This is a genomic window from Pseudomonas sp. S10E 269 (genome assembly GCF_002798465.1).
Taxonomy (GTDB): Bacteria; Pseudomonadota; Gammaproteobacteria; order Pseudomonadales; family Pseudomonadaceae; genus Aquipseudomonas; species Aquipseudomonas pergaminensis.
Genome location: NZ_PHIJ01000001.1, coordinates 2847684 through 2871562, shown reverse-complemented (window position 1 = coordinate 2871562; position 23879 = coordinate 2847684). Strand labels below are relative to the sequence as shown.

The following is a 23879-nucleotide window of genomic DNA, read 5'->3' as shown; positions in this document are numbered from 1 at the left end:
ACGTCATGTAAGAGAATGCTTACACGCCCTCCAATCCCTTAAAACAGGGCTTCATCCAGCAAGAACAGCGATTCGCTACCGGATTTTACCGACGCACTCAGCGAGTGAATGCGTGGCAACAAGCGCGCAAAGTAGAAGCGCGCGGTGCCCAGCTTGCTGGCGTAGAAATCTTCTTCCGATTCCTTGCCCAGCGCGGCCTTGGCCATGCGTGCCCACATGTAGGCATAGGCCATATAGCCAAAGGCGTGCAAGTACTCCACCGACGCTGCGCCGATTTCGTTCGGGTTGGTCTTGGCGCGATCCAGCACCCAGGCGGTCAACTCATCCAGGTTATCCACGGCCGCGCTCAACGGCTTGGTGAATTCACCCAGCTCGGTACCCGCCGAGGCAATGAACGCGCGGATCTCATCGGCGAACAAGGTGTAGAACGCCCCGCCGCTGCCGACAATCTTGCGGCCCATCAGGTCCAAGGCCTGGATACCGTTGGTGCCTTCGTAGATCTGGGTGATGCGCACATCCCGCACCAGTTGCTCCTGGCCCCACTCGCGAATGTAACCGTGGCCACCAAACACTTGTTGACCGAGCACGGTGGTTTCCAGGCCCAGGTCGCTCAAGAACGCCTTGGCCACCGGGGTCAATAACGCAACCAGGTTATCGGCGCGCTCACGGGCTGCGGCATCATCGCTGAACTTGGCGATGTCCAGTTGCGTCGCCACATAGGTGGAGAACGCACGGCCACCTTCGTTCGCGGCCTTCATGGTCAGCAACATGCGGCGCACGTCCGGGTGCACGATGATCGGGTCGGCCACTTTGTCTTTATGCTGTGCGCCGGTCGGTGCACGGCTTTGCACGCGGTCGCGCGCATATTCAATGGCGTTCTGGTAGGAACGCTCGCCGGACGCCAGGCCCTGAATGCCCACACCCAGACGCTCGTAGTTCATCATGGTGAACATCGCCGCCAAGCCACGGTTCGGCTCACCCACCAGGTAGCCCACGGCTTCATCGAAGTTCATCACGCAGGTCGCCGAAGCCTGGATCCCCATCTTGTGCTCAATGGAACCGCAGCTCACGGTGTTGCGTGCGCCCAGGCTACCGTCGGCATTGACCATGAATTTCGGCACCAGGAACAGCGAGATACCCTTTGGACCGGCCGGTGCGTCCGGCAGCTTGGCCAGCACCAGGTGGATGATGTTGTCGGTGAGGTCGTGTTCACCCCCGGTGATAAAGATTTTGGTACCGCTGACTTTGTAGGAACCGTCCGCCTGCGGCTCGGCCTTGGTGCGGATAATCCCCAAGTCAGTACCGGCGTGGGCTTCGGTCAGGCACATGGAGCCGGCCCATTCACCGGAATACATCTTCGGCAGATAAGCGGCTTTCAGTTCTTCGCTGGCGTGGGTGTTGATCGATACGCAGGCGCCGGAGGTCAGCATCGGGTACAAACCGAACGCCAGGCTCGACGAGTTGATCATCTCTTCAACCTGGGCCGACACCGCCTTGGGCATACCCATGCCGCCGAACATCGGGTCACCACCTACCCCAACCCAGCCGCCTTCGGCATAGGTTTTGTAGGCCTGTGGAAAACCGTCCGGGGTGAACACAGCCGTGTTGTCCCAGCGGCAACCTTGTTCATCGCCGCCGCGGCTGAGCGGGGCGATGGACTTGGCGGTGACCTTGCCGGCTTCTTCGAGGATGGCCTCTACGGTTTCGGCGTCAACGGTGTCTGCCAATGCCGGCAATTGGGCCCAAGTGGTGGCGACCTCAAAGACTTCGTTGAGGACGAAGCGCATATCACGCAGCGGCGCTTTGTAATCAGCCATGGCAAACCTCGTGAGAACATGAAAAGTGATTCGGTAGGATCGGTTTTACAGGCCCCGAGTGTACCCGAACAACTTTTCAGACACATAGGGTCTACTTGTGACTGGTAGGTATTTTTAAGTCATCACAGCGCAAATGCCTCCGCAGGCAGACTCATCAGGCATTCGCTGCCCGCTTCCACAGCCGCGCGGTGGGTGGCGGTGCGCGGCAGCAGCCGCTTGAAGTAGAAGTCGCACGTGGCCAGCTTGGCCTTGGCAAAGTCGGTGTCATCGTGGGCCAAGGCCGCAATAGCCATGCGCAACCACAGGTAGGCGAGAATGACGTAGCCGCTGTACATCAGGTAATCCACGGCCGCCGCGCCCACTTCATCAGGGTTCTTCATCGCGGCCATGCCGACTTTGGTGGTCAGTTCGCCCCACTCCCCGTTCAGTTGGTTGAGCTGCGCCACATAGCCCTTGAGCTGCGGGTGCTCGGCATTCGCCCCACAGAACTTATGCACAATCTTGGTAAAACCACGCAGCAGCTTGCCCTGGCTGCCCAGCACCTTGCGCCCCAGCAGGTCGAGGGCCTGGATGCCATTGGTGCCCTCGTAGATCGGCGCAATCCGCGCATCGCGTGCCAGTTGTTCCATGCCCCATTCACGGATGTAACCGTGGCCGCCGAAAACCTGCATGCCGTGGTTGGTCACCTCCAGCCCGGTGTCGGTCATGAAGGCTTTGCAAATAGGTGTGAGAAACGCCAACAGGTCCTCGGCGTCCTGGCGCTGGGTGGCGTCGCTGCTCAAGTGCGCCGTGTCGAGCAATTGCGCGGTGAAGTAGGTCAGCGCGCGGTTGCCTTCGTTAAAGGCCTTCATGGTCAGCAGCATGCGGCGCACATCGGGGTGCACAATGATCGGGTCGGCGGCTTTTTCCGGGGCCTTGGCGCCGGTCAGCGAGCGCATCTGCAGGCGGTCGTTGGCGTATTTGATCGCCCCCTGGAAGCTCGCCTCGCCATTGCACAGGCCCTGCATGCCAGTGCCCAGGCGGGCATGGTTCATCATGGTGAACATGCAGTTGAGGCCCTTGTTCGCCTCGCCGATCAGGAAGCCCTTGGCGCCATCAAAGTTGAGCACGCAGGTCGCCGACCCCTTGATGCCCATCTTGTGTTCGATAGAACCGCAGTGCACCGCGTTGCGCGCGCCGGTATCGGCATGGAACTTGGGCACGATAAACAGTGAGATACCTTTGGTGCCCGCCGGCGCATCCGGCAGCTTGGCCAGTACCAGGTGGATGATATTGGCGCTCATGTCGTGTTCGCCGGCGGAGATGAAGATCTTGCTGCCGGTGACCGCGTAGCTGCCGTCCGCCTGGGGCACGGCGCGGGTCTTGATCAGGCCCAGGTCGGTGCCGCAGTGGGCTTCGGTGAGGCACATGGTGCCGGTCCATTCGCCGGCGGTGAGTTTGGTGAGGAACGTGTCTTTCTGCTCGGCGGTGCCATGGGCATGGATCGCCGACATCGCCCCGTGGGTCAGCCCTGGGTACATGCCCCAAGAGGTGTTGCTGGAGCCGATCATCTCGCTGAGTACCAGGCCCAATGACTGCGGCAAGCCCTGGCCGCCGTAGGCCGGGTCTGCCGCCACGCCGTGCCAGCCGCCTTCCACGTACTGGGCGAAGGCTTCCTTGAAACCCTTGGGCGTAGTGACCACGCCATTGTCGAAATGGCAGCCTTCTTCATCGCCACTACGGTTGAGCGGTGCGAGCACGTTCTCGCAGAATTTCGCACCTTCTTCGAGGATCGCGCCGACCATGTCCGGGCTGGCATCGGTCGCGCCCAATGCGGCGTAGTGGCCGTGGAAATCAAACACGTTGTCGATCAGGAAGCGCATGTCGCGAAGGGGAGCTTTGTACTCAGGCATGGCAATGTCTCCGTCAGCAGATGGTTTCAACCTACTGCCAGCCACTGCCGCGAACAATCACTGTAGAACCGCTGAATACACCACCATCACTCAACCGGCAGCGCTCTCCATGCGCACTGCGCCGCGCCGCGTTTGCCCGGCCGCCACCACGCAGTTGCGCCCCGCGCCCTTGGCGGCGTACAGCGCCTGGTCGGCGGACTTGAGTACTTCCTCCGGCGTGCGCTGCTCGGCCTGGCGTTCGGCCACACCGATACTGATGGTCACCGACACACTGGAAGCGCCGCTGCCCGAACGACGCTGACGCCCCTGTTGATCGTCCTGGGGACGGTCCGAATTACGCAGCTTGATGTCGTAGTCGGCAATGATCTCGCGGATCTCTTCCAGGTGCGGCAAGCATTCCTCCACCGTCTTGCCGGCGAACACCACGGCGAACTCTTCACCGCCGTAGCGGTAGGCGCGCCCGCCGCCGTTGACCTTGGACAGCTTACTCGCCACCAGCCGCAGCACTTGGTCACCGACATCATGGCCATGGGTGTCGTTGAAGCGCTTGAAGTGGTCGACGTCGCTCATCGCCAGCACATAATTGCGCCCCAGGCGCTGCATGCGCTCGTTCAGCGCGCGACGCCCCGGCAGGCCGGTCAGCTCATCGCGGAAGGCCATTTGATAAGCCTCATGGGCCACGCCGGCGGCGATCATCAACATCACCTGGCTGCACATGATGTTCAGGGTGAACGGCAGGATGAAGGTCTGCGGCAACATCCAGAACAGGCCCAGCAGGCCCACCAGCTGCGCCGCATGCAGCGGGCGCGGTTGGTACCAGTATTGCGCCGCCAGGGTCAGGAAGCCGATCAGGAACATTGGGTAAGACAGTTGAATCAGGCTCATCCAACTGCCGTGCAGCGCCGGCCAGCGAATCTCCGCCAGCCAGTTCAGCACCGCCTGGGGATAACTTTGCTCCAGCGCCAAGGCCACGCTGCCGATCGCCAGCAACACCGCACCACGCGCGACGAAGTCACGGAACAGGTGGGTCTTCTCCTGCCACAGCGCGTAGATGCTGAACAGCAACGGCAGCAACAGGCAGCACAAGTGGAACACCACGGCCGCGTCTTCGCGCACACGTCCGTTGTCGCGGTAGAAGTCGGTCTGGGTATCCAGCAGGAAGTAGGCGATGTACACGGTGATCATCAAGAACAGTTCACGCTGACGGCGGTACACCGCGCAGTACGAACCGCCGAGCAACAGCACCAGGGTCGGCAACACATTGAACAGCGAGGTGAAGAAGACGTTGAGGTCCTTGACGTACGCAGCCGAGAGCCCCGCCAGCAAGAGCAGCAACGAAGGAAGAAAGTGACTGAACCGTACAGCGGACACGCGTGACAAGGGTAAAACTCCGACCCGCAAAAAAATGATGGCACTGTGCCTTTATGCGAACAGTTAAGCACACCCTGCCGCACATGTATCACATTGCCATCACTGTAACGGCAGCCGGCGACAATCCCTGAGCGCTGTACTGCGGTTTTTTATCGCCCACAAAAAAGCCGCCGCTCCCGTAAAGGAGCGGCGGCTCTGGAAGTGAACCCGGTGAGGCTTAGTAAGCCAGGCCGAAGTCTTCTTCTTTCATGTCCATCAGGTTGTTGGCGCCCGACAGCATGGTGGCCACATGAGTGCGGGTACGCGGCAGGATGCGCTGGAAGTAGAAGCGCGCGGTCTGCAGCTTGGCGGTGTAGAACGCCTCTTCGGTAGTGCCGGCCGCCAGTTTTTCGGCAGCCAGGCGCGCCATGTCGGCCCAGAAGTAAGCCAGGCACGCGTAACCGGAGTACATCAGGTAGTCCACCGAGGCGGCACCCACTTCTTCGCGGTCTTTCATCGCGGCCATGCCGACCTTCATGGTCAACTCGCCCCACTCTTTGTTCAGTGCAGCCAGCGGTGCAACGAATTCTTTGACGGCTTCGTTGCCTTCGTTGGCCTGGCAGAACTTGTGCACGATCTTGGTGAAGCCCTTGAGCGCTTCGCCCTGGGTCATCAGCACTTTACGGCCCAGCAGGTCCAAGGCCTGGATGCCAGTGGTGCCTTCGTACAGCATCGAAATGCGGCTGTCGCGAACGTTCTGCTCCATGCCCCACTCGGCGATGAAACCGTGGCCGCCGTAGATCTGCACGCCGTGGTTGGCCGATTCAAAACCGACTTCGGTCATGAACGCCTTGGCGATCGGAGTCATGAAGGCCAGCAGGCCGTCGGCCTGCTTCTTGGCCTCGTCGTCGGTGCCGTATTTGACGATGTCCACTTGCTTGGCGGTGAAGTACACCATCGCACGGTTGCCTTCGGCGAAGGCTTTCATGGTCAGCAGCATGCGGCGCACGTCGGGGTGCACGATGATCGGGTCAGCGGCTTTGTCCGGAGATTTCGGGCCGGTCAGGGAGCGCATTTGCAGGCGATCACGCGCGTATTTCAAGCCGCCCTGGAAGCCGATCTCGGCGTGGGACAGGCCCTGCAGCGCGGTGCCCAGGCGAGCGGTGTTCATAAAGGTGAACATGCAGTTCAGGCCTTTGTTCGCCGGGCCGATCAGGAAACCGGTGGCTGCGTCGAAGTTCATCACGCAGGTGGCGTTGCCGTGGATGCCCATCTTGTGTTCCAGGGAACCGCAGGACACGGCGTTGCGCTCACCGATGGAGCCATCGGCGTTCGGCAGGAACTTCGGCACGATAAACAGCGAGATGCCTTTGGTGCCGGCCGGTGCATCCGGCAGGCGGGCCAATACGATGTGGACGATGTTATCGGCCATGTCGTGTTCACCGGCCGAGATGAAGATCTTGGTGCCGGAGACTTTGTAGGAACCATCAGCCTGAGGCTCGGCCTTGGTGCGCAGCATGCCCAGGTCGGTGCCGCAATGTGGCTCGGTCAGGCACATGGTGCCGGTCCATTCGCCCGACACCAGCTTGGTCAGGTAAGCCTCTTGCTGCTCGGGGGTGCCGTGCTCGGAGATGGTGTTCATCGCACCATGGGACAGGCCTGGGTACATGCCCCACGACCAGTTGGCGGCGCCAACCATTTCGCTTACTGCCAGGCCCAGGGATTCCGGCAGGCCTTGGCCCCCGTGCTCCACGTCGTGGGCCAGGCTTGGCCAGCCGCCTTCGACGAATTGTTTGTAGGCTTCTTTGAAACCCGTAGGGGTCTTAACGCCTGACTCACTCCAGGTGCACCCTTCGATGTCGCCCACGCGGTTCAACGGTGCCAGTACTTGCTCACAGAACTTGGCGCCTTCCTCAAGGATGGCGTCAACCATGTCCGGGGTAGCGTCCTGGCAAGCCGGCAGGCTCTGATAGTGCGCTTCATAGCCAAGCAGTTCGTCACGAACGAAGCGAATATCACGCAAGGGGGCCTTGTAGTCAGGCATAGCGATAAACCTCTGCTGATGTATCTGGAATGAACAACCGCGTGGAATTGTGCTGTGGCGGTCAAACAGGTGTTTGAAACATACGTTTACCACCTGGGGATGTCAAGCGTCGTCCGGGCGCCGTTTGTCATGACGTGAATCAATCGCGCAAGGGCAACGCCTGCGGCGAGATGCCACACGAACGATCAGGAGAGAAACAGGACTGTTGGAGTTGGCTTGCCTGCGATACAGGCGCCGCGTTAAATCAGTGAAAACGATTAGATGCTAGCGCAGGCAAGCCAGCTCCCACGTAAAGCGAGAGCCGACTGGCATGTAGAGGGGGGGTTAAGCGTAGGTGTCGATCAAGGTACCGAGCATTTCATCCGAAGCCTTGGCGACTTTTGCACCCAGCTCCACTTGGAATTTACCTTGGGCCATTTCCACCATATTGCTTGCCGAGTTGGACGGTTGGGCCCGATCGTTGGCTTGCAGACGGTCGCTTTGCGCATCCGATGGCTGGGTGGTCGCGGCGCTGGCAATTTTGCCGGCGGCCTGGTCGACACGGTTCTGCCCGGCCTGAATAGTGCTCAGCCCCGAGTAAAACGCGCTGCTTCCAGAGATTTCCATGGCGTAAGCCTGCCTTTAGAGAATCGTGAAGTTGAATTGAAGCAGATATCCCGGCAAACAGCCCGTCAAAAACACTAATGGCATAATGCCTTGCCGATAGCCAAAATCAGTCAAGCAGGTCCAATTGCAAGTATTCAGCAACGGCTTCGGCCCCGGCGTGCTTGAGTTTGGGCACGCGCCCCAGGCAGGGTGCAGGCAGCCGCTCGGCCAGGGTGGCGAGGTTCTCTTCCAGACGAGAGGTCTTGGGGTCGATGATATTTGCCACCCAACCGGCCAACTGCAAACCGTCCCGGGCGATGGCTTCGGCGGTAAGCAAGGCATGGCTGATGCAACCCAGGCGCACGCCTACCACCAGGATCACTGGCAGCTTGAGCGCCATGGCCAAATCCGACAGGTTCGCCTGATCCGCCAGTGGCACGCGCCAACCGCCTGCGCCTTCGATCAAGGTGAAATCTGCCTGCCGCGCCAGAATCTGTTGCATGGGTTTAAGCAAGGATTGCACTGTCAGTGATACACCCGCCTCACGCGCCGCCAAATGCGGCGCGATGGCCGGTTCGAACGCCACCGGGTTGACCTCGGCATAACTCAAGGGCAAGGAACATTCGGCCAACAACGCCAGGGCATCGGCGTTGCGCAAGCCCTTGGGCGTGACCTGGCAGCCGGATGCCACGGGCTTACCGGCCGCCGTGCTTCTGCCGGCTTGCCGCGCAGCGTGCAACAGGCCGGCGGCGACAGTAGTCTTGCCGACGTCGGTGTCGGTCCCGGTGATAAAGTAAGCGGCGCTCATAGAGGTTTCTCCAGTACGGCATACACCACTTGGTAAGTCGCCGGCAGGCCCTGGGCCTGGCGGAACTGCTCATAGGCTTGCACCAGTGCAACAATCCGCGCGCGCCCCGTCAACCCTCCCGGCCGCCCCGGATTGAGGTTATGGGCGCCCAAGGCCTTCAATTCGTGGGTCAGGCTGCGCACATCCGGGTAATGCAGCACATGGGGGCGCCGCTCAAGGCTGACCACTCGCAGCCCGCTGCCCGCGCACAGTTGTTGATAAGCCTCGAACGTACGGAAGCGATTGACGTGCACCAGTCCATCCGCCGCGCGCCAGCTTTCGCGCAGCTCTTGCAGGGTGCCCACACAGAGACTGGCGAAAGCCAGCACACCGCCCGGTTGCAACACGCGATAGGCCTCACTGAGAACCGCCTCAAAGTTGGCGCACCATTGCACGGCAAGGCTGGAGAAGACCAATCCCAGGCTTTCATCCTTGAGCGGCAAGCGCTCCGCATCCCCCGCGACGAAGTGATGTGCGCCCCCCAAGGGTCGTGCGTGGTTGAGCATGCCCTCGGCGATATCCAGCGCAATGCCTTGGCTTGCCGGCAACCGTTCGGCCAGCACGCGGCTGAAATACCCGGTGCCGCAGCCCATGTCCAGCCAGCGTTGTGGCGCAGTGCTCGCCGGCAAGTGCGCCAGCAATTGGCTGCCCACCGCCCGCTGCAACTCGGCGACGCTGTCGTAACTGGCAGCCGCGCGGGAAAAGGAAGCCGCCACCTGGCGCTTGTCCGGCAAGGCCCCCGGCAGCGGGGCGTGGGATAAATCAGTCATCGACGCACTCATGCAAAAAAGCCTGGATCGCCCCCGCAACACCGTGAGGGTCCTCCAGAAGAAACGCGTGGCCGGCCTGTTCAATCAGGCCGATTTCAACATCGGGGAGCAAGGCCAGCAGGTCGCTGGCGGCTTCGGCGGGCACCAGCCCGTCCAGTCCGGCGAACAGGTGCAATTGTGGCCCGCGATACGCCAACAAGGCCTCGCGTGTGTCGAGTTGGGCGAGCAGTTCAAGCCCGGGCATCAACACGCTCGACGGCGTATTCGGTGCGCCGCTGACCAGCAGGCGCGACAACCCGCGCGGGTCTTCGGCCCCCTTGGCGCACAACAGGCCGAAACGCTTGAGGGTGACCTGGGAGTCGGCATGGCAGCCGGCGAGAAAGGCGTCGAAGGTCTCGGCGGGCATCGCGCTCGGCCAATCGTCGTGGGCGACAAAACACGGGTTGCTCGCCAGGGTCAGCAGGCCGCAACAGCGTTCGCCGCGCCGCGCCGCCAACTCCGACGCCAGCATGCCTCCCAGGGACCAGCCGCCCAGCCAGGCGTTGTCCGGCAGCGTGGCGTCGAGTTCGTCGAGCCATTCAGCCAGGTCGCTGGAATCCAGCGCAGGCAACGGCTCGATCTGCACCTGCAGGTGCTCGTCCAACCCCTGCAACGCAGCGGCCAACGGTTCCAGCGGCGATACGCCCAGGCCCCAGCCGGGGAGCAATATCAGTCGATCACGCATGGCTTCGCTCCGAACTGCCTAACAAGCGGAAACACGCCTCCAATGCGTTTAACAATAGCTGCACCTGCGCCGCGCTGTGGGCTGCCGTCAGCGTCACGCGTAAACGCGCGCTGCCCGCCGGCACGGTAGGTGGACGGATCGCGGTGACCATCAAGCCGCGCTCGCGCAGCATCTGCGACAGGCGCACGGCCTTGGCGCTGTCGCCGATCAGGATCGGCTGGATCGGCGTGAAGCTGTCCATCAGGTCCAGGCCCAGCTGCTCGGCCCCCTGGCGGAACTGGCGGATCAAACCATTGAGGTGCTCGCGTCGCCAATGTTCTGTGCGCAACAGCGCCACGCTTTTGAGGGTGGCGCACGCCAGCGCAGGCGGTTGGCTGGTGGTGTAGATGTACGGGCGGGCGAACTGGATCAGGCTTTCGATCAGGTCTTCACTGCCGGCCACAAAAGCGCCGGCGGTGCCGAATGCTTTGCCCAGGGTGCCGACCAATACCGGCACGTCGTCCTGGCTCAGGCCGAAATGCTCGACGATCCCACCGCCATTGGCGCCCAATGGGCCGAAGCCATGGGCATCGTCCACCATCAGCCAGGCGCCTTTGGCCTTGGTTTCACGGGCCAGCGCGGGCAGGTCTGCCAGGTCGCCGTCCATGCTGAACACGCCGTCGGTGACCACCAGGGTATTGCCGGTGGCTTTCTCCAGGCGCTTGGCCAGGCTGTCAGCGTCGTTGTGCAGGTAGCGGTTGAAACGCGCACCGGAGAGCAAGCCTGCATCCAACAGCGAGGCATGGTTGAGGCGGTCTTCCAGCACCGTATCGCCCTGCCCCACCAACGCCGTGACTGCGCCGAGGTTGGCCATGTAGCCCGTGGTAAACAGCAGCGCACGCGGGCGACCGGTGAGGTCCGCCAGGGCTTCTTCCAGCTCATGGTGCGGCGTGGCATGCCCAACCACCAGGTGCGAAGCGCCACCGCCCACGCCCCAGCGGGAGGCTCCGGCGCGCCAGGCTTCGATCACCTGCGGGTGATTGGCCAGGCCCAGGTAATCGTTGTTGCAGAACGCCAGCAGCGGCTGGCCGTCCACCACCACGTCCGGGCCTTGGGGGCTGTCCAGCAGCGGGCGTTGGCGATAAAGGTGTTCGGCACGGCGGGCAGCGAGGCGCGCGGCGAGATCGAAAGACATGCTGGCCTCGATTTAACAGGATTAACTCAGTCGAGAATGTCGGAGGGGCTGCTTCGCAGCCCTGCGCAGGACAAGCCTGCTCACCACAGCAAGCCGGCTCCTACAGGGTCCGAGTCAAACAACGGCGTTATAAAACTGCTCGCTGCTCTTCTGCTCCACCAACGCCTGCTCGATCGCCGCTTGATGCACCTCGTCCGCGTGCTCTTCGCGCGCTTCCGGCAGGATGCCCAGGCGCGAGAACAGTTGCATGTCCTTGTCGGCTTGCGGGTTGGCGGTGGTCAGCAACTTGTCGCCGTAGAAGATCGAGTTGGCACCGGCAAAGAACGCCAGGGCCTGCATCTGCTCGTTCATCGCTTCACGGCCGGCCGACAGGCGCACATGGGACTGCGGCATCAGGATGCGCGCCACGGCGAGCATGCGGATGAAGTCGAAGGGGTCGATGTCCTCGGCGTTTTCCAGCGGCGTGCCGGCGACTTTCACCAGCATGTTGATCGGCACCGATTCCGGATGCTCCGGCAGGTTGGCCAACTGGATCAGCAGGTTGGCGCGGTCGTCGAGGGACTCGCCCATGCCGAGGATGCCGCCGGAGCAGATCTTCATCCCTGAATCACGCACATAGGCGAGGGTTTGCAGACGCTCGCTGTAGGTGCGGGTGGTGATGATGCTGCCGTAGAACTCCGGCGAAGTGTCGAGGTTGTGGTTGTAGTAGTCGAGGCCGGCCTGGGCCAAGGCCTCGGTCTGGTCCTGGTCGAGGCGGCCAAGGGTCATGCAGGTTTCCAGGCCCATGGCCTTTACGCCTTTGACCATCTGCAGCACGTAGGGCATGTCTTTGGCCGACGGGTGCTTCCAGGCGGCGCCCATGCAGAAGCGGGTCGACCCGATGGCTTTGGCGCGAGCGGCCTCTTCGAGGACCTTCTGCACTTCCATCAGCTTCTCTTTTTCCAGGCCGGTGTTGTAGTGGCCCGACTGCGGACAATATTTGCAATCTTCCGGGCAGGCGCCGGTTTTGATCGAGAGCAGCGTCGACACTTGCACACGATTGGCGTCGAAATGCGCGCGGTGCACGGTCTGCGCCTGGAACAGCAGGTCATTGAAGGGCTGCACGAACAGCGCTTTGACTTCGGCGAGGGACCAATCGTGACGCAAAGTGGCGGTGGTGCTGGCGCTCATGGGCGATTCCTTGATTATGCTTTGGCAAGCGCTGCGGGAAGGGCAATACCCACAGGCACGACACGGATGCTCGGCATATTTAAGGAAGATTCATGCACTGTCAACCCGACTACAAACACAAGGTTTACATCTGGTTAAAAAACGATCAAACCTGTTTAATCTGCGATGAAGCGACCGACTCCGCCAATTGTGTATGCAACGTCTGCGAAACCGAGCTTCCCTGGCTGCTGGAACACTGCGAGGTGTGCGCCCTGCCCCTGCCAATGGAGGGCCTGATCTGCGGTCAATGCCAGAAACACCCTCCTGCCTTTAAACAGGTGATCGCACCTTGGACCTACAGCTTTCCCATCGACAGCCTGATCAGCCGCTTCAAGCACCAGGCGCGCTGGCCCCTTGGGCAGATGCTCGCGCGGCTTTTGGCGCAGCACCTGCAACACCGCCTCGACAATAGCGAACTCACACGGCCCGAATGCTTGCTGCCGGTGCCCATGGCACGCCAGCGCCTGCGCGAACGCGGCTATAACCAGGCGCTGATGCTGGCGCGCTGGCTCAGCACCGACCTGAACATCCCCTACGATGCACAGCTGTTGTTACGCCCCCATGAAACTGTCGCCCAGCAAGCCCTCGATGCCAAGACCCGCAAACGCAACTTGCTCGGCGCTTTCGCACTGGCGCCCGACGCCCAGGTGCAAGGCCGTCACCTGGCCCTGGTCGACGACGTACTCACCACCGGTGCCACCGCCCACAGCCTGGCGCGGTTGTTGATGCAGGCCGGTGCGCGGCAGGTCGATGTGTACTGCCTGGCGCGCACGCCCAAACCCGGCAGCTGACTTGACTCCCGCCCACCTTGCCCGCAACGTTCAGCCCATCACATCGAAGCGTATCCCTATGTCTCTGCCTGCATCCCTCAGCCAACACATCATCCGTCGCCCCCAGCGCATTGCCTTGCTGGCGCATATCGCCGAGCAGGGCTCCATCACCCGGGCCGCGAAAAGCGCCGGTTTGAGTTACAAGGCGGCGTGGGATGCCATCGACGAGTTGAACAACCTGGCGCAAAAACCGCTGGTAGAACGCAGCGTTGGCGGCAAAGGCGGCGGTGGCGCCAAGCTGACGGCCGAGGGCGAGCGCGTGTTGCGTCTTTACCAACGCCTGCAAGCGGTGCAGGCCGAAGTGCTGAGCTCGGATGAAGCCGCCAGTGACTTCAACCTACTTGGCCGCTTGATGCTGCGCACCAGTGCACGTAACCAATTGCACGGCCAGGTCATCGCCATCGAGCCGCATGGCCGGAATGACCTGATACGCCTGCAACTGGCGGGTGGGCTGAGCCTGGATGCGCAGATCACCCGTGACAGCACGCAGCGGCTGGAACTGGAAACCGGTGTTGAAGTGGTCGCACTGATCAAGGCCGGCTGGTTGGAACTGCTGGCGGCCGGGTGCCCTGCAACAACTGGACACAATTGCATGAGCGGCACCGTCGACGCCATTCTCGACGCCGACGACGGCCCCAGCGAAGTCCGCATCGCCCTGCCCAGCGGCCAGGTTTTGTGCGCCCTGGCGCAGCCCGACGCACTCAAGGCCCTGGGCGCCGCCGAAGGCCAGACGATCCAGGTGCAATTCGCACCGAGCAATGTGCTGCTCGGAACGCCGCTGTAGCCGTAGCCCGTATTGAAACTGCAACAATTTCGTCACGCCCGCTCCTTATGGTGTCTGCAAAAACCGCAGGGAGCCTGAGATGAGCCTATTAGAAGAAAACCAAGCCACCGACCTTGAACAGATGGTCGGCCTCACCCGCCGCCGCTTCATCGGCGCCGGCGCCTTGTGCGGTGCCGCGATGTTCCTGGGTGGCAACCTGCTGACCCGCAGCGCCCTGGCCGTCAACGCCGCCAGCGCCAGCCCGCTGCTGGGCTTTACCAGCATCGCCGCCGCCACCAGCGACGCCATCACCTTGCCGCCGGGCTACAGCGCCTCGGTGCTGATCAGTTGGGGCCAGCCACTGAGCAAGAGCGCGCCGGCCTTCGACCCGTCCGGCAACGGCACGGCCAAGGCCCAGGAACAGCAGTTCGGTGACAACAACGACGGCATGAGCCTGTTCGCCTTTCCCGGCGACGACAACCGCGCGTTGATGGCAATCAACAACGAATACACTAACTACCGCTACCTTTTTGCCCACGGCGGCGCGCCGCAATCGGCCGAAGACGTGCACAAGGCCCAGGCCAGCGAAGGCGTGTCGGTGATCGAAGTGCGGCGCAAGGGCGACACCTGGCAGTTCGTCCAGGACTCGCGCTACAACCGGCGCATCCACGGCAACTCGCCGATCCGCCTCAGTGGTCCTGCCGCTGGCCACGCCTGGCTGAAGACCAGCGCCGACAAAACCGGCAAGAAGGCCCTCGGCACCTTCCAGAACTGCGCCAACGGCAAGACACCGTGGGGCACTTACCTGACCTGCGAAGAGAACTTCACTGACTGCTTCGGCAGCACCGACCCACAACAAACCTTCGACGCCGGGCAGAAACGCTATGGCGTGGTGGCGGCCAGTAAAGAGATCAACTGGCACCCGCACGACCCGCGCTTCGACCTCGCCAAGAACCCCAACGAACTCAATCGCCATGGCTGGGTGGTGGAAATCGACCCGTTCGACCCGCAGTCCACGCCGGTCAAACGCACCGCCCTGGGGCGCTTCAAGCACGAGAACGCCGCCCTGGCCGAAACCCGTGACGGCCGGGCCGTGGTGTACATGGGCGACGACGAGCGCGGCGAGTTCATCTACAAGTTCGTCAGCCGCGACAAGATCAACCACAAGAACCCCAAGGCCAACAAAGACCTGCTCGACCACGGCACCTTGTACGTGGCGATCTTCGACGCGGGCGACGGCAACGCCGATCATCCCAAGGGCAAGGGCCAGTGGGTCGAGTTGACGCACGGCAAGAACGGCATCGACGCCAGCACCGGCTTCGCCAGCCAGGCCGAAGTGCTGATCCACGCACGCCTCGCCGCCAGTGTGGTGAAAGCCACGCGCATGGACCGCCCGGAATGGATCGTCGTCAGCCCCACCGATGGCCAGGTCTATTGCACCCTCACCAACAACGCCAAGCGCGGTGAAGACGGCCAGCCGGTGGGTGGCCCCAACCCGCGTGAAAAAAACGTCTACGGCCAGATCTTGCGTTGGAAGGCCGACGCGGATAACCACGGCTCAACGGCATTCAGCTGGGACCTGTTTGTGGTGGCCGGCAACCCGGGCGTGCACGCTGGCACACCGAAAGGCGGCTCGTCGAATATCAACCCGCAGAACATGTTCAACAGCCCTGATGGCCTGGGGTTCGACAAGGCCGGGCGCTTGTGGATCCTTACCGATGGCGACTACAGCAATGCCGGCGACTTCGCGGGGATGGGCAATAACCAGATGCTCTGCGCCGACCCGTCCACTGGGGAAATCCGCCGCTTCATGGTCGGTCCGGTGGCCTGTGAAGTAACAGGCATCAGCTTCTCGCCGGATCAGAAAACGCTGTTTGTGGGGATCCAGCACCCAGGCGAAACCGGTGGGTCGACCTGGCCGGAGCACCTGCCGAACGGCAAGCCGCGTTCGTCGGTGATGGCGATTCGGCGGGATGATGGCGGCATCGTCGGCGCCTGATAAGCACTCTTCGCGAGCAAGCCCGCTTTCACACTTGACCGAGTTCCAGCATGAGAATGCGGTCGAATGTGGGAGCGGGCTTGCTCGCGAAGGCGTCCGCACAGTCACCACCTATCACTGTTACCATACCCGGCCGGACGCGGCGCCCTGCTGCGCGCAGGAGTTCGCATGGCCCACCCGTTTGAAACACTCACCCCCGACCTGGTGCTCGACGCTGTCGAAAGCATCGGTTTCCTCAGCGATGCTCGCGTTCTGGCGCTCAACAGCTACGAAAACCGCGTCTACCAAGTGGGCATCGAAGACTCCGAGCCACTGATTGCCAAGTTCTATCGCCCGCAGCGCTGGACCAACGAGGCGATCCTCGAAGAACACCGCTTCACCTTCGAACTGGCCGAATGCGAAGTGCCGGTGGTCGCGCCCCTGATCCACAACGGCGAAAGCCTGTTCGAACATGCCGGGTTCCGTTTCACCTTGTTCCCTCGCCGTGGCGGCCGTGCGCCGGAGCCGGGCAATCTCGATCAACTGTATCGCCTTGGGCAATTGCTCGGCCGTTTGCATGCGGTGGGCTCCACCCGCCCGTTCGAACACCGCGAAGCCTTGGGCGTGAAGAACTTCGGCCACGACTCCCTCACCACGTTGCTGGAAGGCAATTTCATCCCCAAGAGCCTGCTGCCGGCCTACGAGTCCGTGGCCCGCGACCTGCTCAAGCGGGTGGAAGAGGTGTACAAGGCCACGCCGCACAAGAACATCCGCATGCACGGCGACTGCCACCCCGGCAACATGATGTGCCGCGACGAGATGTTCCATATCGTCGACCTGGATGACTGCCGCATGGGCCCGGCGGTGCAGGACCTGTGGATGATGCTCGCCGGCGATCGCCAGGAATGCCTGGGCCAATTGTCGGAATTGATGGACGGCTATCAGGAATTCCATGATTTCGATCCGCGCGAATTGGCGTTGATCGAACCCCTGCGCGCCCTGCGCCTGATGCACTACAGCGCCTGGCTGGCGCGGCGTTGGGACGACCCGGCGTTTCCCCATAGTTTCCCGTGGTTTGGCAGCGAGCGTTATTGGGGCGATCAGGTGTTGGCGCTGCGTGAGCAGCTCTCGGCCCTGAACGAAGAGCCCCTGAAACTCTTCTGACAGCTTCTCTGTGGGAGCCGGGCTTGCCCGCGATGCAGACGCCTCGGTTTTGCAGGCGTACCGAGGTGATGCTATCGCGGGCAAGCCCGGCTCCCACAGAAAGCAGATCCCATTGCCTGAGAAATATCCTTACAATCGCGCTTTGTTAGCTGCCTAAGCAAGGATTCTGCAATGCACGCCGCCAACCCCCGGAAGGGGTACATCCTGGGCCTGAGCGCCTACGTCATCTGGGGTCTGTTCCCGCTTTACTTCAAAGCCATCGCCAGCGTACCTGCCGCCGAAATCATCGTGCACCGCGTGTTGTGGTCGGCGCTGTTCGGCGGTTTGCTGTTGATGGTCTGGAAACACCCCGGCTGGTTTCGTGAACTGCGTGACAACCCCAAGCGCCTGGCGATCCTGGCCCTCAGCGGGTCGCTGATCGCGGGCAACTGGCTGACCTACGTATGGTCGGTGAACACCGGGCGCATGCTGGAGGCGAGCCTGGGTTACTACATCAACCCGTTGGTGAACGTGGTGCTGGGCATGCTGATTCTGGGGGAGCGCCTGCGCCGCTTGCAGTGGGTCGCCGTCGGGCTGGCGGCCGTGGGTGTGGCGCAACAGGTCTGGCAGGTGGGCAGCCTGCCATGGGTGTCGCTGGTGCTGGCGCTGACCTTTGGTTTCTACGGGCTGATCCGCAAGCAAGCGCCGGTCAAGGCGCTGCCGGGGCTGGTGGTGGAAACCTGGATGCTGGTGCCGATTGCAATTGCCTGGCTGCTGTTCAACCCAACCGCCCACAGCGCGCAAATGGCGTTCTGGAGTACGTCCGAAGCCTGGTGGCTGGTGGCGGCCGGCCCGGTGACGCTGATCCCGCTGGTGTGTTTCAACGCCGCCGCACGGCATTTGCCCTACACCGCATTGGGCTTTTTGCAGTACGTCGCGCCGACCCTGGTGTTGCTGGAAGCCGTGCTGCTGTTCGGCGAACACCTGGCACCCAGCACCCTGACCGCCTTCGCCTTCATCTGGGCGGGCCTGGTGGTGTACAGCGTGGATATCTGGCTCAGCGTGCGCAAACGCTGATCAAATAACGTACAAACCTCTGCAAGCCACAGCCGGCGCGGCTTGCAGGCATCCACCCCAAGGTTATCCACAACCTGATCCCCGCCATTTGTGCACAAGCTTTTGAAATTGCTCGTTTTTTGCTCAGATGCCAGAGAAGCCCGGCCAGCGTGGCCTGGCGCCGGGTCTCTACAGGTTATCCACAGGCCCATGCAAGATTTACATGCATAACCCTGTGGGCAGATCATTCCTCGTGGTGCAGTTCCACCATCAAGTCATCGGCCAGGTTTTCCAGGGACAACTGCAAGGTATCCAGGGATAACGCGGCCGGCACCTGCAACAGTGCCTCGGCGGTAAACAACGGATCACCGCTCATGGGTGCCGGACGTACATCGGTACTCAGGCTCTCCAGGTTCACGCCCTGCTTGCTCAGCAGCGCGGTGATCTCGCGCACAATGCCTGCACGGTCATTGCCCACCAGCGTCATCATGATCGATTTGGAGGCCGAGGCCTGCCCGCCGCTGCCCTCGCCCACCAGCACGCGAATGCCATGGGTGGATAAATCCTCCAACGCCCCGACCAATGCCTGACGTTGCTCTGTAGGCACGCTGACCCGCAGGATCCCGGCAAACTGCCCGGCCATGTGCGCCATGCGGCTTTCCAGCCAGTTGCCACCGTGGGCAGCGATATTCTGCGCGATGCGTTCAACCAGGCCGGGTTTGTCGGCAGCGATAATTGTGAGTACAAGATGGTCCATGGCAACGCCCTCTGGAATTCAATCTACAAGGTGGACCCGAAGGGCCTCGATAACAAATCGTGTACCATTTTTAGATTTATCTGGAACAATCCAATAGTTTTTTGAGAACATCCGGTTCTCCGCTGTGACCGTACGACCAAAGTGGGTCGCTAAACGACGTATTTAGTCTAATTTTCACAACCGCAAGTCATCATGTAGTATGCGCAACCTGGCACTACATAATGAAAATCTAAAAAGCGCTTAAGCTGTGCAGAGTGAGGCAAGCAATGACTGAACACGTTCAAGTCGGTGGCCTGCAGGTCGCCAAAGTCCTGTTCGACTTCGTGAACAACGAAGCCATTCCCGGCACCGGCATCACTGCCGACCAGTTCTGGGCCGGTGCCGACAAGGTCATCCACGACCTGGCACCGAAGAACAAAGCCCTACTCGCCAAACGCGACGATTTCCAAGCGCGGATCGATACCTGGCACCAGACCCACGCCGGCCAGGCGCACGACCCGGTGGCCTACAAGGCCTTCCTGCAAGACATCGGATACCTGCTGCCAGAAGCCGCAGACTTCCAGGCCACGACCCAAAACGTCGATGACGAAATCGCCCGCATGGCCGGCCCGCAGTTGGTGGTGCCGGTGATGAACGCCCGCTTCGCCCTCAACGCCTCGAACGCGCGTTGGGGCTCGCTGTACGACGCGCTGTATGGCACCGACGCCATCAGCGAGGCCGACGGCGCCGAGAAGGGCCAGGGCTACAACAAGGTGCGTGGCGACAAGGTGATTGCCTTTGCCCGTGCCTTTCTCGATGAAGCCGCACCGCTCAGCGCCGGCAGCCATATGGATTCGACCGGCTACAAGATCGTCGATGGCACGCTGATCGTCAGCCTCAAGGGCGGCAGCAACAGCGGCCTGCGTGACGACGCGCAGTTGATCGGCTTCCAGGGCGACAGCGCCCAACCGATCGCGATCCTGTTGAAACACAACGGCCTGCACTTCGAAATCCAGATCGACGCCAGCACCCCAGTCGGCCAGACCGACGCCGCCGGCGTCAAAGACGTGCTGGTGGAAGCCGCGCTGACCACCATCATGGACTGCGAAGACTCCGTCGCCGCCGTCGATGCCGATGACAAAGTGGTGATCTACCGCAACTGGCTCGGCCTGATGAAGGGCGACCTGGCCGAAGAAGTGGCCAAGGGCGGCAAGACCTTCACCCGCACCATGAACGCCGACCGCGTCTACACCGGCGTGAATGGCCAGGACGTGACCCTGCATGGCCGTTCGCTGCTGTTCGTGCGCAACGTTGGCCACTTGATGACCATCGACGCGATCCTCGACAAAGACGGCAACGAAGTGCCGGAAGGCATTCTCGACGGGCTGATCACCAGCCTCGCGGCGATCCACAGCCTCAACGGCAACAGCACGCGCAAGAACAGCCGCACCGGTTCCGTGTACATCGTTAAACCGAAAATGCACGGCCCGGAAGAAGCTGCGTTCACCAACGAGCTGTTCGGCCGCATCGAAGACGTACTGAACCTGCCGCGCAACACGCTGAAAGTCGGGATCATGGACGAGGAGCGCCGCACCACGGTCAACCTCAAGGCCTGCATCAAGGCGGCCAGCGAGCGCGTGGTGTTCATCAACACCGGCTTCCTCGACCGTACCGGCGACGAGATCCACACCTCCATGGAAGCCGGCGCGATGGTGCGCAAGGCAGCCATGAAGGCAGAAAAATGGATCGGCGCCTATGAAAACTGGAACGTCGATATCGGCTTGAGCACCGGCCTGCAAGGCCGTGCACAGATAGGTAAAGGCATGTGGGCGATGCCCGACCTGATGGCGGCGATGCTCGAGCAGAAGATCGCCCACCCACTGGCCGGCGCCAACACCGCCTGGGTACCGTCGCCTACAGCGGCAGCCCTGCACGTGTTGCATTATCACAAGGTCGACGTATTCGCCCGCCAGGCCGAACTGGCCAAGCGCGAGCGCGCGTCGGTGGACGATATCCTGACCATTCCCCTGGCCAGCAACACCGATTGGTCCGAAGAAGAGATCCGCAACGAGCTGGACAACAATGCCCAGGGCATCCTCGGCTATGTGGTGCGCTGGATCGACCAGGGCGTCGGCTGCTCGAAAGTGCCGGACATCAACGATGTGGGCTTGATGGAAGACCGCGCCACCCTGCGTATCTCCAGCCAGCACATCGCCAACTGGCTGCGTCACGGCATCGTCAATGAAGCCCAGGTCATGGAAAGCCTCAAGCGCATGGCGCCGGTGGTGGACCGTCAAAACGCCGGGGATAAGCTGTACCGTCCACTGGCACCCGACTTCGACAGCAACATCGCGTTCCAGGCAGCGGTGGAGTTGGTGATTGAAGGGACCAAGCAGCCTAACGGGTATACCGAGCCGGTGTTGCATCGCAAGCGTCGGGAGTTCAAGGCTAAAAACGGCCTATAACGAGTGACCGAAACTTAAAAAGCCCTGATCAAACGATTAGGGCTTTTTATTTACCGCAACTAGATTTTGCAACCGGTGAAGAGTTGATGAAAAGCCCCCAACTTAAAGCTGGGATTCAATAGACCGGTTCAGAACCTCTTTTAATTATCTACCTACGAGATGAATAAAATGTCACTGTGAAACTTCCGCTTAAAGAAACCTTGAGCTTCTCGTCCTCATAGCTGATATTCAAAAACCAACCGTCGTGGGTAAAGGTGCCATTTTGATTATCCGTTACATCAACGTAAACGTCACCGCTCTTGGCGTAATAAACCGCTTGATTGTACGGATCACTATACCCATTTCGAAACAAGCTCTTAACATCAAAGTGATAATTCCCCGCCTCTAGCTCCTTCCCATACACCCAAAACAGGCTCTCACGAGAAAAAAAATCATCACTATAGATCGTCAAACCGGATCTCTGACCCGAGATAATTGTTGTACGAAAAAAACGGGCTGCTCCGTCGGCCAACACTAATACATGCCCCACAGATTCCACAACTTTTGCACGCACTTCTTTAAACTCGACATCATCGGTAAAGTGGTTATCAGTATTCATTCTCTGCACCTCTTTTAGCGTTAGGGAACGACAAGCTTGTCAGGCCTTCGCACAGTAAAGGAGCAGCGCTGAGGATTGCCTACTGTTAGAGTTAACAGTTTTAGCCACCTACTGACGGACGGTACTGCGATATCCCCAGCTCCCGCTTCACCCTCCTCGCCAATTTCATGCTATCAATCGGTTGGGGAGGGAAATCCGCCACGCCCAAATGCATCGTACTGATCAGGTCTGGCGCCTCCGCTTACCCTGGACTGTTCTACCCTGCGTATCTCCAGCCAGCACATCGCCAACTGGCGCCGGATTTCGACAGCAAAGTGGCATTTTCCGGCTGCGGTGGAGCGAGTGATTGAAGAGACTAAGTGGCCTAATGGGTACACCGAGCCGCTGTCGCACCGTCGGCTGAGAAGTTCAAGCCTCAAAAGGTATTTAAGTAATCTAAAACCAAACAAGCTCTAATTGCAGAATTAGAGCTTGTTCATGACAACTGTTTAAGGGAATGAATAGACACCCTCTTGTTTTACTTCGACCGAGATTACTCGCCCATCGCTTACAAAGGTAGCGGAAATTGACCCCTCTTGAACATCACCATTGTTTGATGCAACGACGCGAACTTTTCCGGTTAAGCCGTATGCTTTACTGCCTGAAGAATATTGCAGGTGGTACCCATCCCCACCATCGCCATCTACATAAGCGAACTCGTACACCCCATCAAGTACGCGTTCTGGATAGGTCATATAAATAGTTTCGCCACCTCTACTCCCTGAAAAGGCACGATCATTAAAGTAGATGGATGTTGCTTCGAACGTATGAGTTACCGCCCCATTCAAGTAAAACTTTGCGTTCATGCTCCCGATAAATGAACGCCCATTTCCACCCGCGCCACAACTCGAATTACTGTTCATAATAAACTCCCATTCTTCATTTAGTGATACGCGAATCTAATTCCGCGCTCTCAACGAGTGAATAAGAATTAGAAATCGACGACTACTGTCAGAATTGACAGTCCCGACAAACGGTAGAAACTGCGCCATCCCCCCAAATTCCGCGTCACCCCTCTTCGCCAATTTCACGCTATCAATCGGCTTGAGTGGGAAGTCCACCACGCCCAAATGCCAGCCGATAGCGTACCGATGGTGACGGGAGTTCAAGGCCAAGAAAGGCCTGTAGACAAAAAGCCCTGATCGCGAGATCAGGGCTTTTTCAAGGGTTCAGGGAGACCGACGTGGCCGCATCGCTGGCAAGCCAGCTCCTACGGGATAAATACATTCCATTGTAGGCACTGGCTTGGCAGCAATAGCGCCCGACCAGTAACGTGAAATTCAGGACGCCATCCCCAACTCCCGCTTCACCATCTTCGCCAACTTCACGCTATCGATCGGCTTCAGCAAAAAGTCCACCACACTCAAATGCATCGCATCGATCACGTCGGGTGCTTCCGCGTCCCCCGACATGATGATGATCGGCAGCGCTGCCCGGGTGGATTCGCGTACCTGGCGGATCAACTCCAGGCCATTGCTGGGGGCCATGCGCAGGTCGGTGATCAGTAAACCGATGGAACTGCTGGACTTCAACAAATCCCACGCCGCCTCACCACTGTCGGCGGTCATGCAGCGAATACCGTCCAGCCCCAGGATTTCCGCCAGCAGTTCACGTGCGTCCTTGTCATCGTCAACAATCAACACACGTTGTGGCGGTAAATCAGGCTCCAGCATCACGGCGCTCAGCGCCTCGCGCTCGGCATCACTCAAAATATCGTGGTCGGACATACGGTTCTCAGCAATTCTCATCAATCTCCCAGCACACTCGTCAGACATCTGCGGAAGGGCGATCAATGTGCACTTCGTCGGAAAGTTTGCCTAGTGGGCGTTCTACGGGTTTTGGACGATAGTCATGTAAGG

The 23879-nt window shown here is 60.7% G+C and carries 20 protein-coding genes; 6 read left to right on the top strand and 14 right to left on the bottom strand.

What is annotated here, in order from left to right:
- Positions 1 to 38: 38 nt before the first annotated feature.
- From CWC48_RS13245 to bioB, 10 genes are all read right to left on the bottom strand, one after another.
- Positions 39 to 1817: an acyl-CoA dehydrogenase C-terminal domain-containing protein gene (locus CWC48_RS13245; RefSeq protein ID WP_078050446.1), complete on the bottom strand. Its 1779-nt coding sequence runs from the start codon at positions 1815 to 1817 to the stop codon at positions 39 to 41.
- Between the two features lie 122 nt (positions 1818 to 1939).
- The gene (locus CWC48_RS13240; RefSeq protein ID WP_100492004.1) at positions 1940 to 3709 is read right to left on the bottom strand and encodes an acyl-CoA dehydrogenase C-terminal domain-containing protein; all 1770 of its coding nucleotides are present in this window, start codon (positions 3707 to 3709) and stop codon (positions 1940 to 1942) included.
- 90 nt (positions 3710 to 3799) lie between these two features.
- Positions 3800 to 5089 carry a diguanylate cyclase gene (locus CWC48_RS13235; protein ID WP_078050448.1) on the bottom strand — a complete coding sequence of 430 codons (1290 nt, stop codon included), beginning with the start codon at positions 5087 to 5089 and terminating at the stop codon, positions 3800 to 3802.
- A gap of 208 nt (positions 5090 to 5297) precedes the next feature.
- Positions 5298 to 7103 (bottom strand): phenylacyl-CoA dehydrogenase, encoded by a 1806-nt coding sequence (locus CWC48_RS13230; RefSeq protein WP_078050449.1) that lies wholly within the window; start codon positions 7101 to 7103, stop codon positions 5298 to 5300.
- A 324-nt stretch (positions 7104 to 7427) separates the two neighbouring features.
- The gene (locus tag CWC48_RS13225) at positions 7428 to 7709 is read right to left on the bottom strand and encodes a hypothetical protein (protein WP_025857014.1); all 282 of its coding nucleotides are present in this window, start codon (positions 7707 to 7709) and stop codon (positions 7428 to 7430) included.
- A 106-nt stretch (positions 7710 to 7815) separates the two neighbouring features.
- Positions 7816 to 8496: a dethiobiotin synthase gene (gene bioD / locus CWC48_RS13220; protein ID WP_078050450.1), complete on the bottom strand. Its 681-nt coding sequence runs from the start codon at positions 8494 to 8496 to the stop codon at positions 7816 to 7818.
- On the bottom strand, positions 8493 to 9305 hold the full coding sequence (bioC, locus tag CWC48_RS13215) for a malonyl-ACP O-methyltransferase BioC (protein WP_100492003.1): 813 nt from the start codon (positions 9303 to 9305) through the stop codon (positions 8493 to 8495). The genes bioD and bioC overlap by 4 nt, the downstream gene beginning before the upstream one ends.
- Positions 9298 to 10029, bottom strand: coding sequence for an alpha/beta fold hydrolase (locus CWC48_RS13210; protein ID WP_078050452.1), 732 nt, complete (start codon positions 10027 to 10029; stop codon positions 9298 to 9300). The genes bioC and CWC48_RS13210 overlap by 8 nt, the downstream gene beginning before the upstream one ends.
- Positions 10022 to 11203: an 8-amino-7-oxononanoate synthase gene (gene bioF, locus CWC48_RS13205; RefSeq protein WP_100492002.1), complete on the bottom strand. Its 1182-nt coding sequence runs from the start codon at positions 11201 to 11203 to the stop codon at positions 10022 to 10024. The genes CWC48_RS13210 and bioF overlap by 8 nt, the downstream gene beginning before the upstream one ends.
- A gap of 114 nt (positions 11204 to 11317) precedes the next feature.
- Positions 11318 to 12373 (bottom strand): biotin synthase BioB, encoded by a 1056-nt coding sequence (gene bioB, locus CWC48_RS13200; RefSeq protein WP_016977842.1) that lies wholly within the window; start codon positions 12371 to 12373, stop codon positions 11318 to 11320.
- A 92-nt stretch (positions 12374 to 12465) separates the two neighbouring features.
- On the opposite strand from bioB, the gene CWC48_RS13195 reads away from it, so the two are divergent.
- The 5 genes from CWC48_RS13195 (at position 12466) to rarD (ending at position 18203) form a co-directional block, all read left to right on the top strand.
- A complete protein-coding gene (locus CWC48_RS13195) occupies positions 12466 to 13203 on the top strand; it encodes a ComF family protein (RefSeq protein ID WP_100492001.1) in 738 nt (245 codons plus the stop codon).
- A 58-nt stretch (positions 13204 to 13261) separates the two neighbouring features.
- Positions 13262 to 14026, top strand: coding sequence for a TOBE domain-containing protein (locus CWC48_RS13190; protein ID WP_100492000.1), 765 nt, complete (start codon positions 13262 to 13264; stop codon positions 14024 to 14026).
- 79 nt (positions 14027 to 14105) lie between these two features.
- Positions 14106 to 16004 (top strand): PhoX family phosphatase, encoded by a 1899-nt coding sequence (locus tag CWC48_RS13185; protein WP_078050456.1) that lies wholly within the window; start codon positions 14106 to 14108, stop codon positions 16002 to 16004.
- A gap of 168 nt (positions 16005 to 16172) precedes the next feature.
- On the top strand, positions 16173 to 17147 hold the full coding sequence (locus CWC48_RS13180; RefSeq protein WP_010207031.1) for a serine/threonine protein kinase: 975 nt from the start codon (positions 16173 to 16175) through the stop codon (positions 17145 to 17147).
- 171 nt (positions 17148 to 17318) lie between these two features.
- Positions 17319 to 18203: an EamA family transporter RarD gene (rarD, locus tag CWC48_RS13175; protein ID WP_078050457.1), complete on the top strand. Its 885-nt coding sequence runs from the start codon at positions 17319 to 17321 to the stop codon at positions 18201 to 18203.
- A 223-nt stretch (positions 18204 to 18426) separates the two neighbouring features.
- Here rarD and CWC48_RS13170 read toward each other — a convergent pair whose 3' ends face one another.
- A complete protein-coding gene (locus CWC48_RS13170) occupies positions 18427 to 18939 on the bottom strand; it encodes a glycine cleavage system protein R (protein ID WP_100491999.1) in 513 nt (170 codons plus the stop codon).
- A 266-nt stretch (positions 18940 to 19205) separates the two neighbouring features.
- Between CWC48_RS13170 and CWC48_RS13165 the strand changes: the two genes are divergently transcribed.
- Positions 19206 to 21383, top strand: coding sequence for a malate synthase G (locus CWC48_RS13165; RefSeq protein WP_100491998.1), 2178 nt, complete (start codon positions 19206 to 19208; stop codon positions 21381 to 21383).
- 148 nt (positions 21384 to 21531) lie between these two features.
- On the opposite strand, the gene CWC48_RS13160 is transcribed toward CWC48_RS13165, so the two are convergent.
- From CWC48_RS13160 to CWC48_RS13155, 3 genes are all read right to left on the bottom strand, one after another.
- Positions 21532 to 21981 (bottom strand): hypothetical protein, encoded by a 450-nt coding sequence (locus tag CWC48_RS13160; protein WP_100491997.1) that lies wholly within the window; start codon positions 21979 to 21981, stop codon positions 21532 to 21534.
- Between the two features lie 488 nt (positions 21982 to 22469).
- Positions 22470 to 22883, bottom strand: a complete 414-nt coding sequence (locus CWC48_RS30155; protein ID WP_157806816.1) for a hypothetical protein — start codon at positions 22881 to 22883, stop codon at positions 22470 to 22472.
- Between the two features lie 417 nt (positions 22884 to 23300).
- Positions 23301 to 23747: a response regulator gene (locus tag CWC48_RS13155; protein WP_058426679.1), complete on the bottom strand. Its 447-nt coding sequence runs from the start codon at positions 23745 to 23747 to the stop codon at positions 23301 to 23303.
- Between the last annotated feature and the right edge of the window lie 132 nt (positions 23748 to 23879).

What these genes read in the sequence shown, in the direction of transcription:
- CWC48_RS13245 (WP_078050446.1), bottom strand. Translation starts at nt 1,817, where the DNA reads ATGGCTGATTACAAAGCGCCGCTGCGTGATATGCGCTTCGTCCTCAAC.
- CWC48_RS13240 (WP_100492004.1), bottom strand. Translation starts at nt 3,709, where the DNA reads ATGCCTGAGTACAAAGCTCCCCTTCGCGACATGCGCTTCCTGATCGAC.
- CWC48_RS13230 (WP_078050449.1), bottom strand. Translation starts at nt 7,103, where the DNA reads ATGCCTGACTACAAGGCCCCCTTGCGTGATATTCGCTTCGTTCGTGAC.
- CWC48_RS13225 (WP_025857014.1), bottom strand. Translation starts at nt 7,709, where the DNA reads ATGGAAATCTCTGGAAGCAGCGCGTTTTACTCGGGGCTGAGCACTATT.
- bioD (WP_078050450.1), bottom strand. Translation starts at nt 8,496, where the DNA reads ATGAGCGCCGCTTACTTTATCACCGGGACCGACACCGACGTCGGCAAG.
- bioC (WP_100492003.1), bottom strand. Translation starts at nt 9,305, where the DNA reads ATGACTGATTTATCCCACGCCCCGCTGCCGGGGGCCTTGCCGGACAAG.
- CWC48_RS13210 (WP_078050452.1), bottom strand. Translation starts at nt 10,029, where the DNA reads ATGCGTGATCGACTGATATTGCTCCCCGGCTGGGGCCTGGGCGTATCG.
- bioF (WP_100492002.1), bottom strand. Translation starts at nt 11,203, where the DNA reads ATGTCTTTCGATCTCGCCGCGCGCCTCGCTGCCCGCCGTGCCGAACAC.
- bioB (WP_016977842.1), bottom strand. Translation starts at nt 12,373, where the DNA reads ATGAGCGCCAGCACCACCGCCACTTTGCGTCACGATTGGTCCCTCGCC.
- CWC48_RS13195 (WP_100492001.1), top strand. Translation starts at nt 12,466, where the DNA reads ATGCACTGTCAACCCGACTACAAACACAAGGTTTACATCTGGTTAAAA.
- CWC48_RS13190 (WP_100492000.1), top strand. Translation starts at nt 13,262, where the DNA reads ATGTCTCTGCCTGCATCCCTCAGCCAACACATCATCCGTCGCCCCCAG.
- CWC48_RS13185 (WP_078050456.1), top strand. Translation starts at nt 14,106, where the DNA reads ATGAGCCTATTAGAAGAAAACCAAGCCACCGACCTTGAACAGATGGTC.
- CWC48_RS13180 (WP_010207031.1), top strand. Translation starts at nt 16,173, where the DNA reads ATGGCCCACCCGTTTGAAACACTCACCCCCGACCTGGTGCTCGACGCT.
- rarD (WP_078050457.1), top strand. Translation starts at nt 17,319, where the DNA reads ATGCACGCCGCCAACCCCCGGAAGGGGTACATCCTGGGCCTGAGCGCC.
- CWC48_RS13170 (WP_100491999.1), bottom strand. Translation starts at nt 18,939, where the DNA reads ATGGACCATCTTGTACTCACAATTATCGCTGCCGACAAACCCGGCCTG.
- CWC48_RS13165 (WP_100491998.1), top strand. Translation starts at nt 19,206, where the DNA reads ATGACTGAACACGTTCAAGTCGGTGGCCTGCAGGTCGCCAAAGTCCTG.
- CWC48_RS13160 (WP_100491997.1), bottom strand. Translation starts at nt 21,981, where the DNA reads ATGAATACTGATAACCACTTTACCGATGATGTCGAGTTTAAAGAAGTG.
- CWC48_RS30155 (WP_157806816.1), bottom strand. Translation starts at nt 22,883, where the DNA reads ATGAACAGTAATTCGAGTTGTGGCGCGGGTGGAAATGGGCGTTCATTT.
- CWC48_RS13155 (WP_058426679.1), bottom strand. Translation starts at nt 23,747, where the DNA reads ATGTCCGACCACGATATTTTGAGTGATGCCGAGCGCGAGGCGCTGAGC.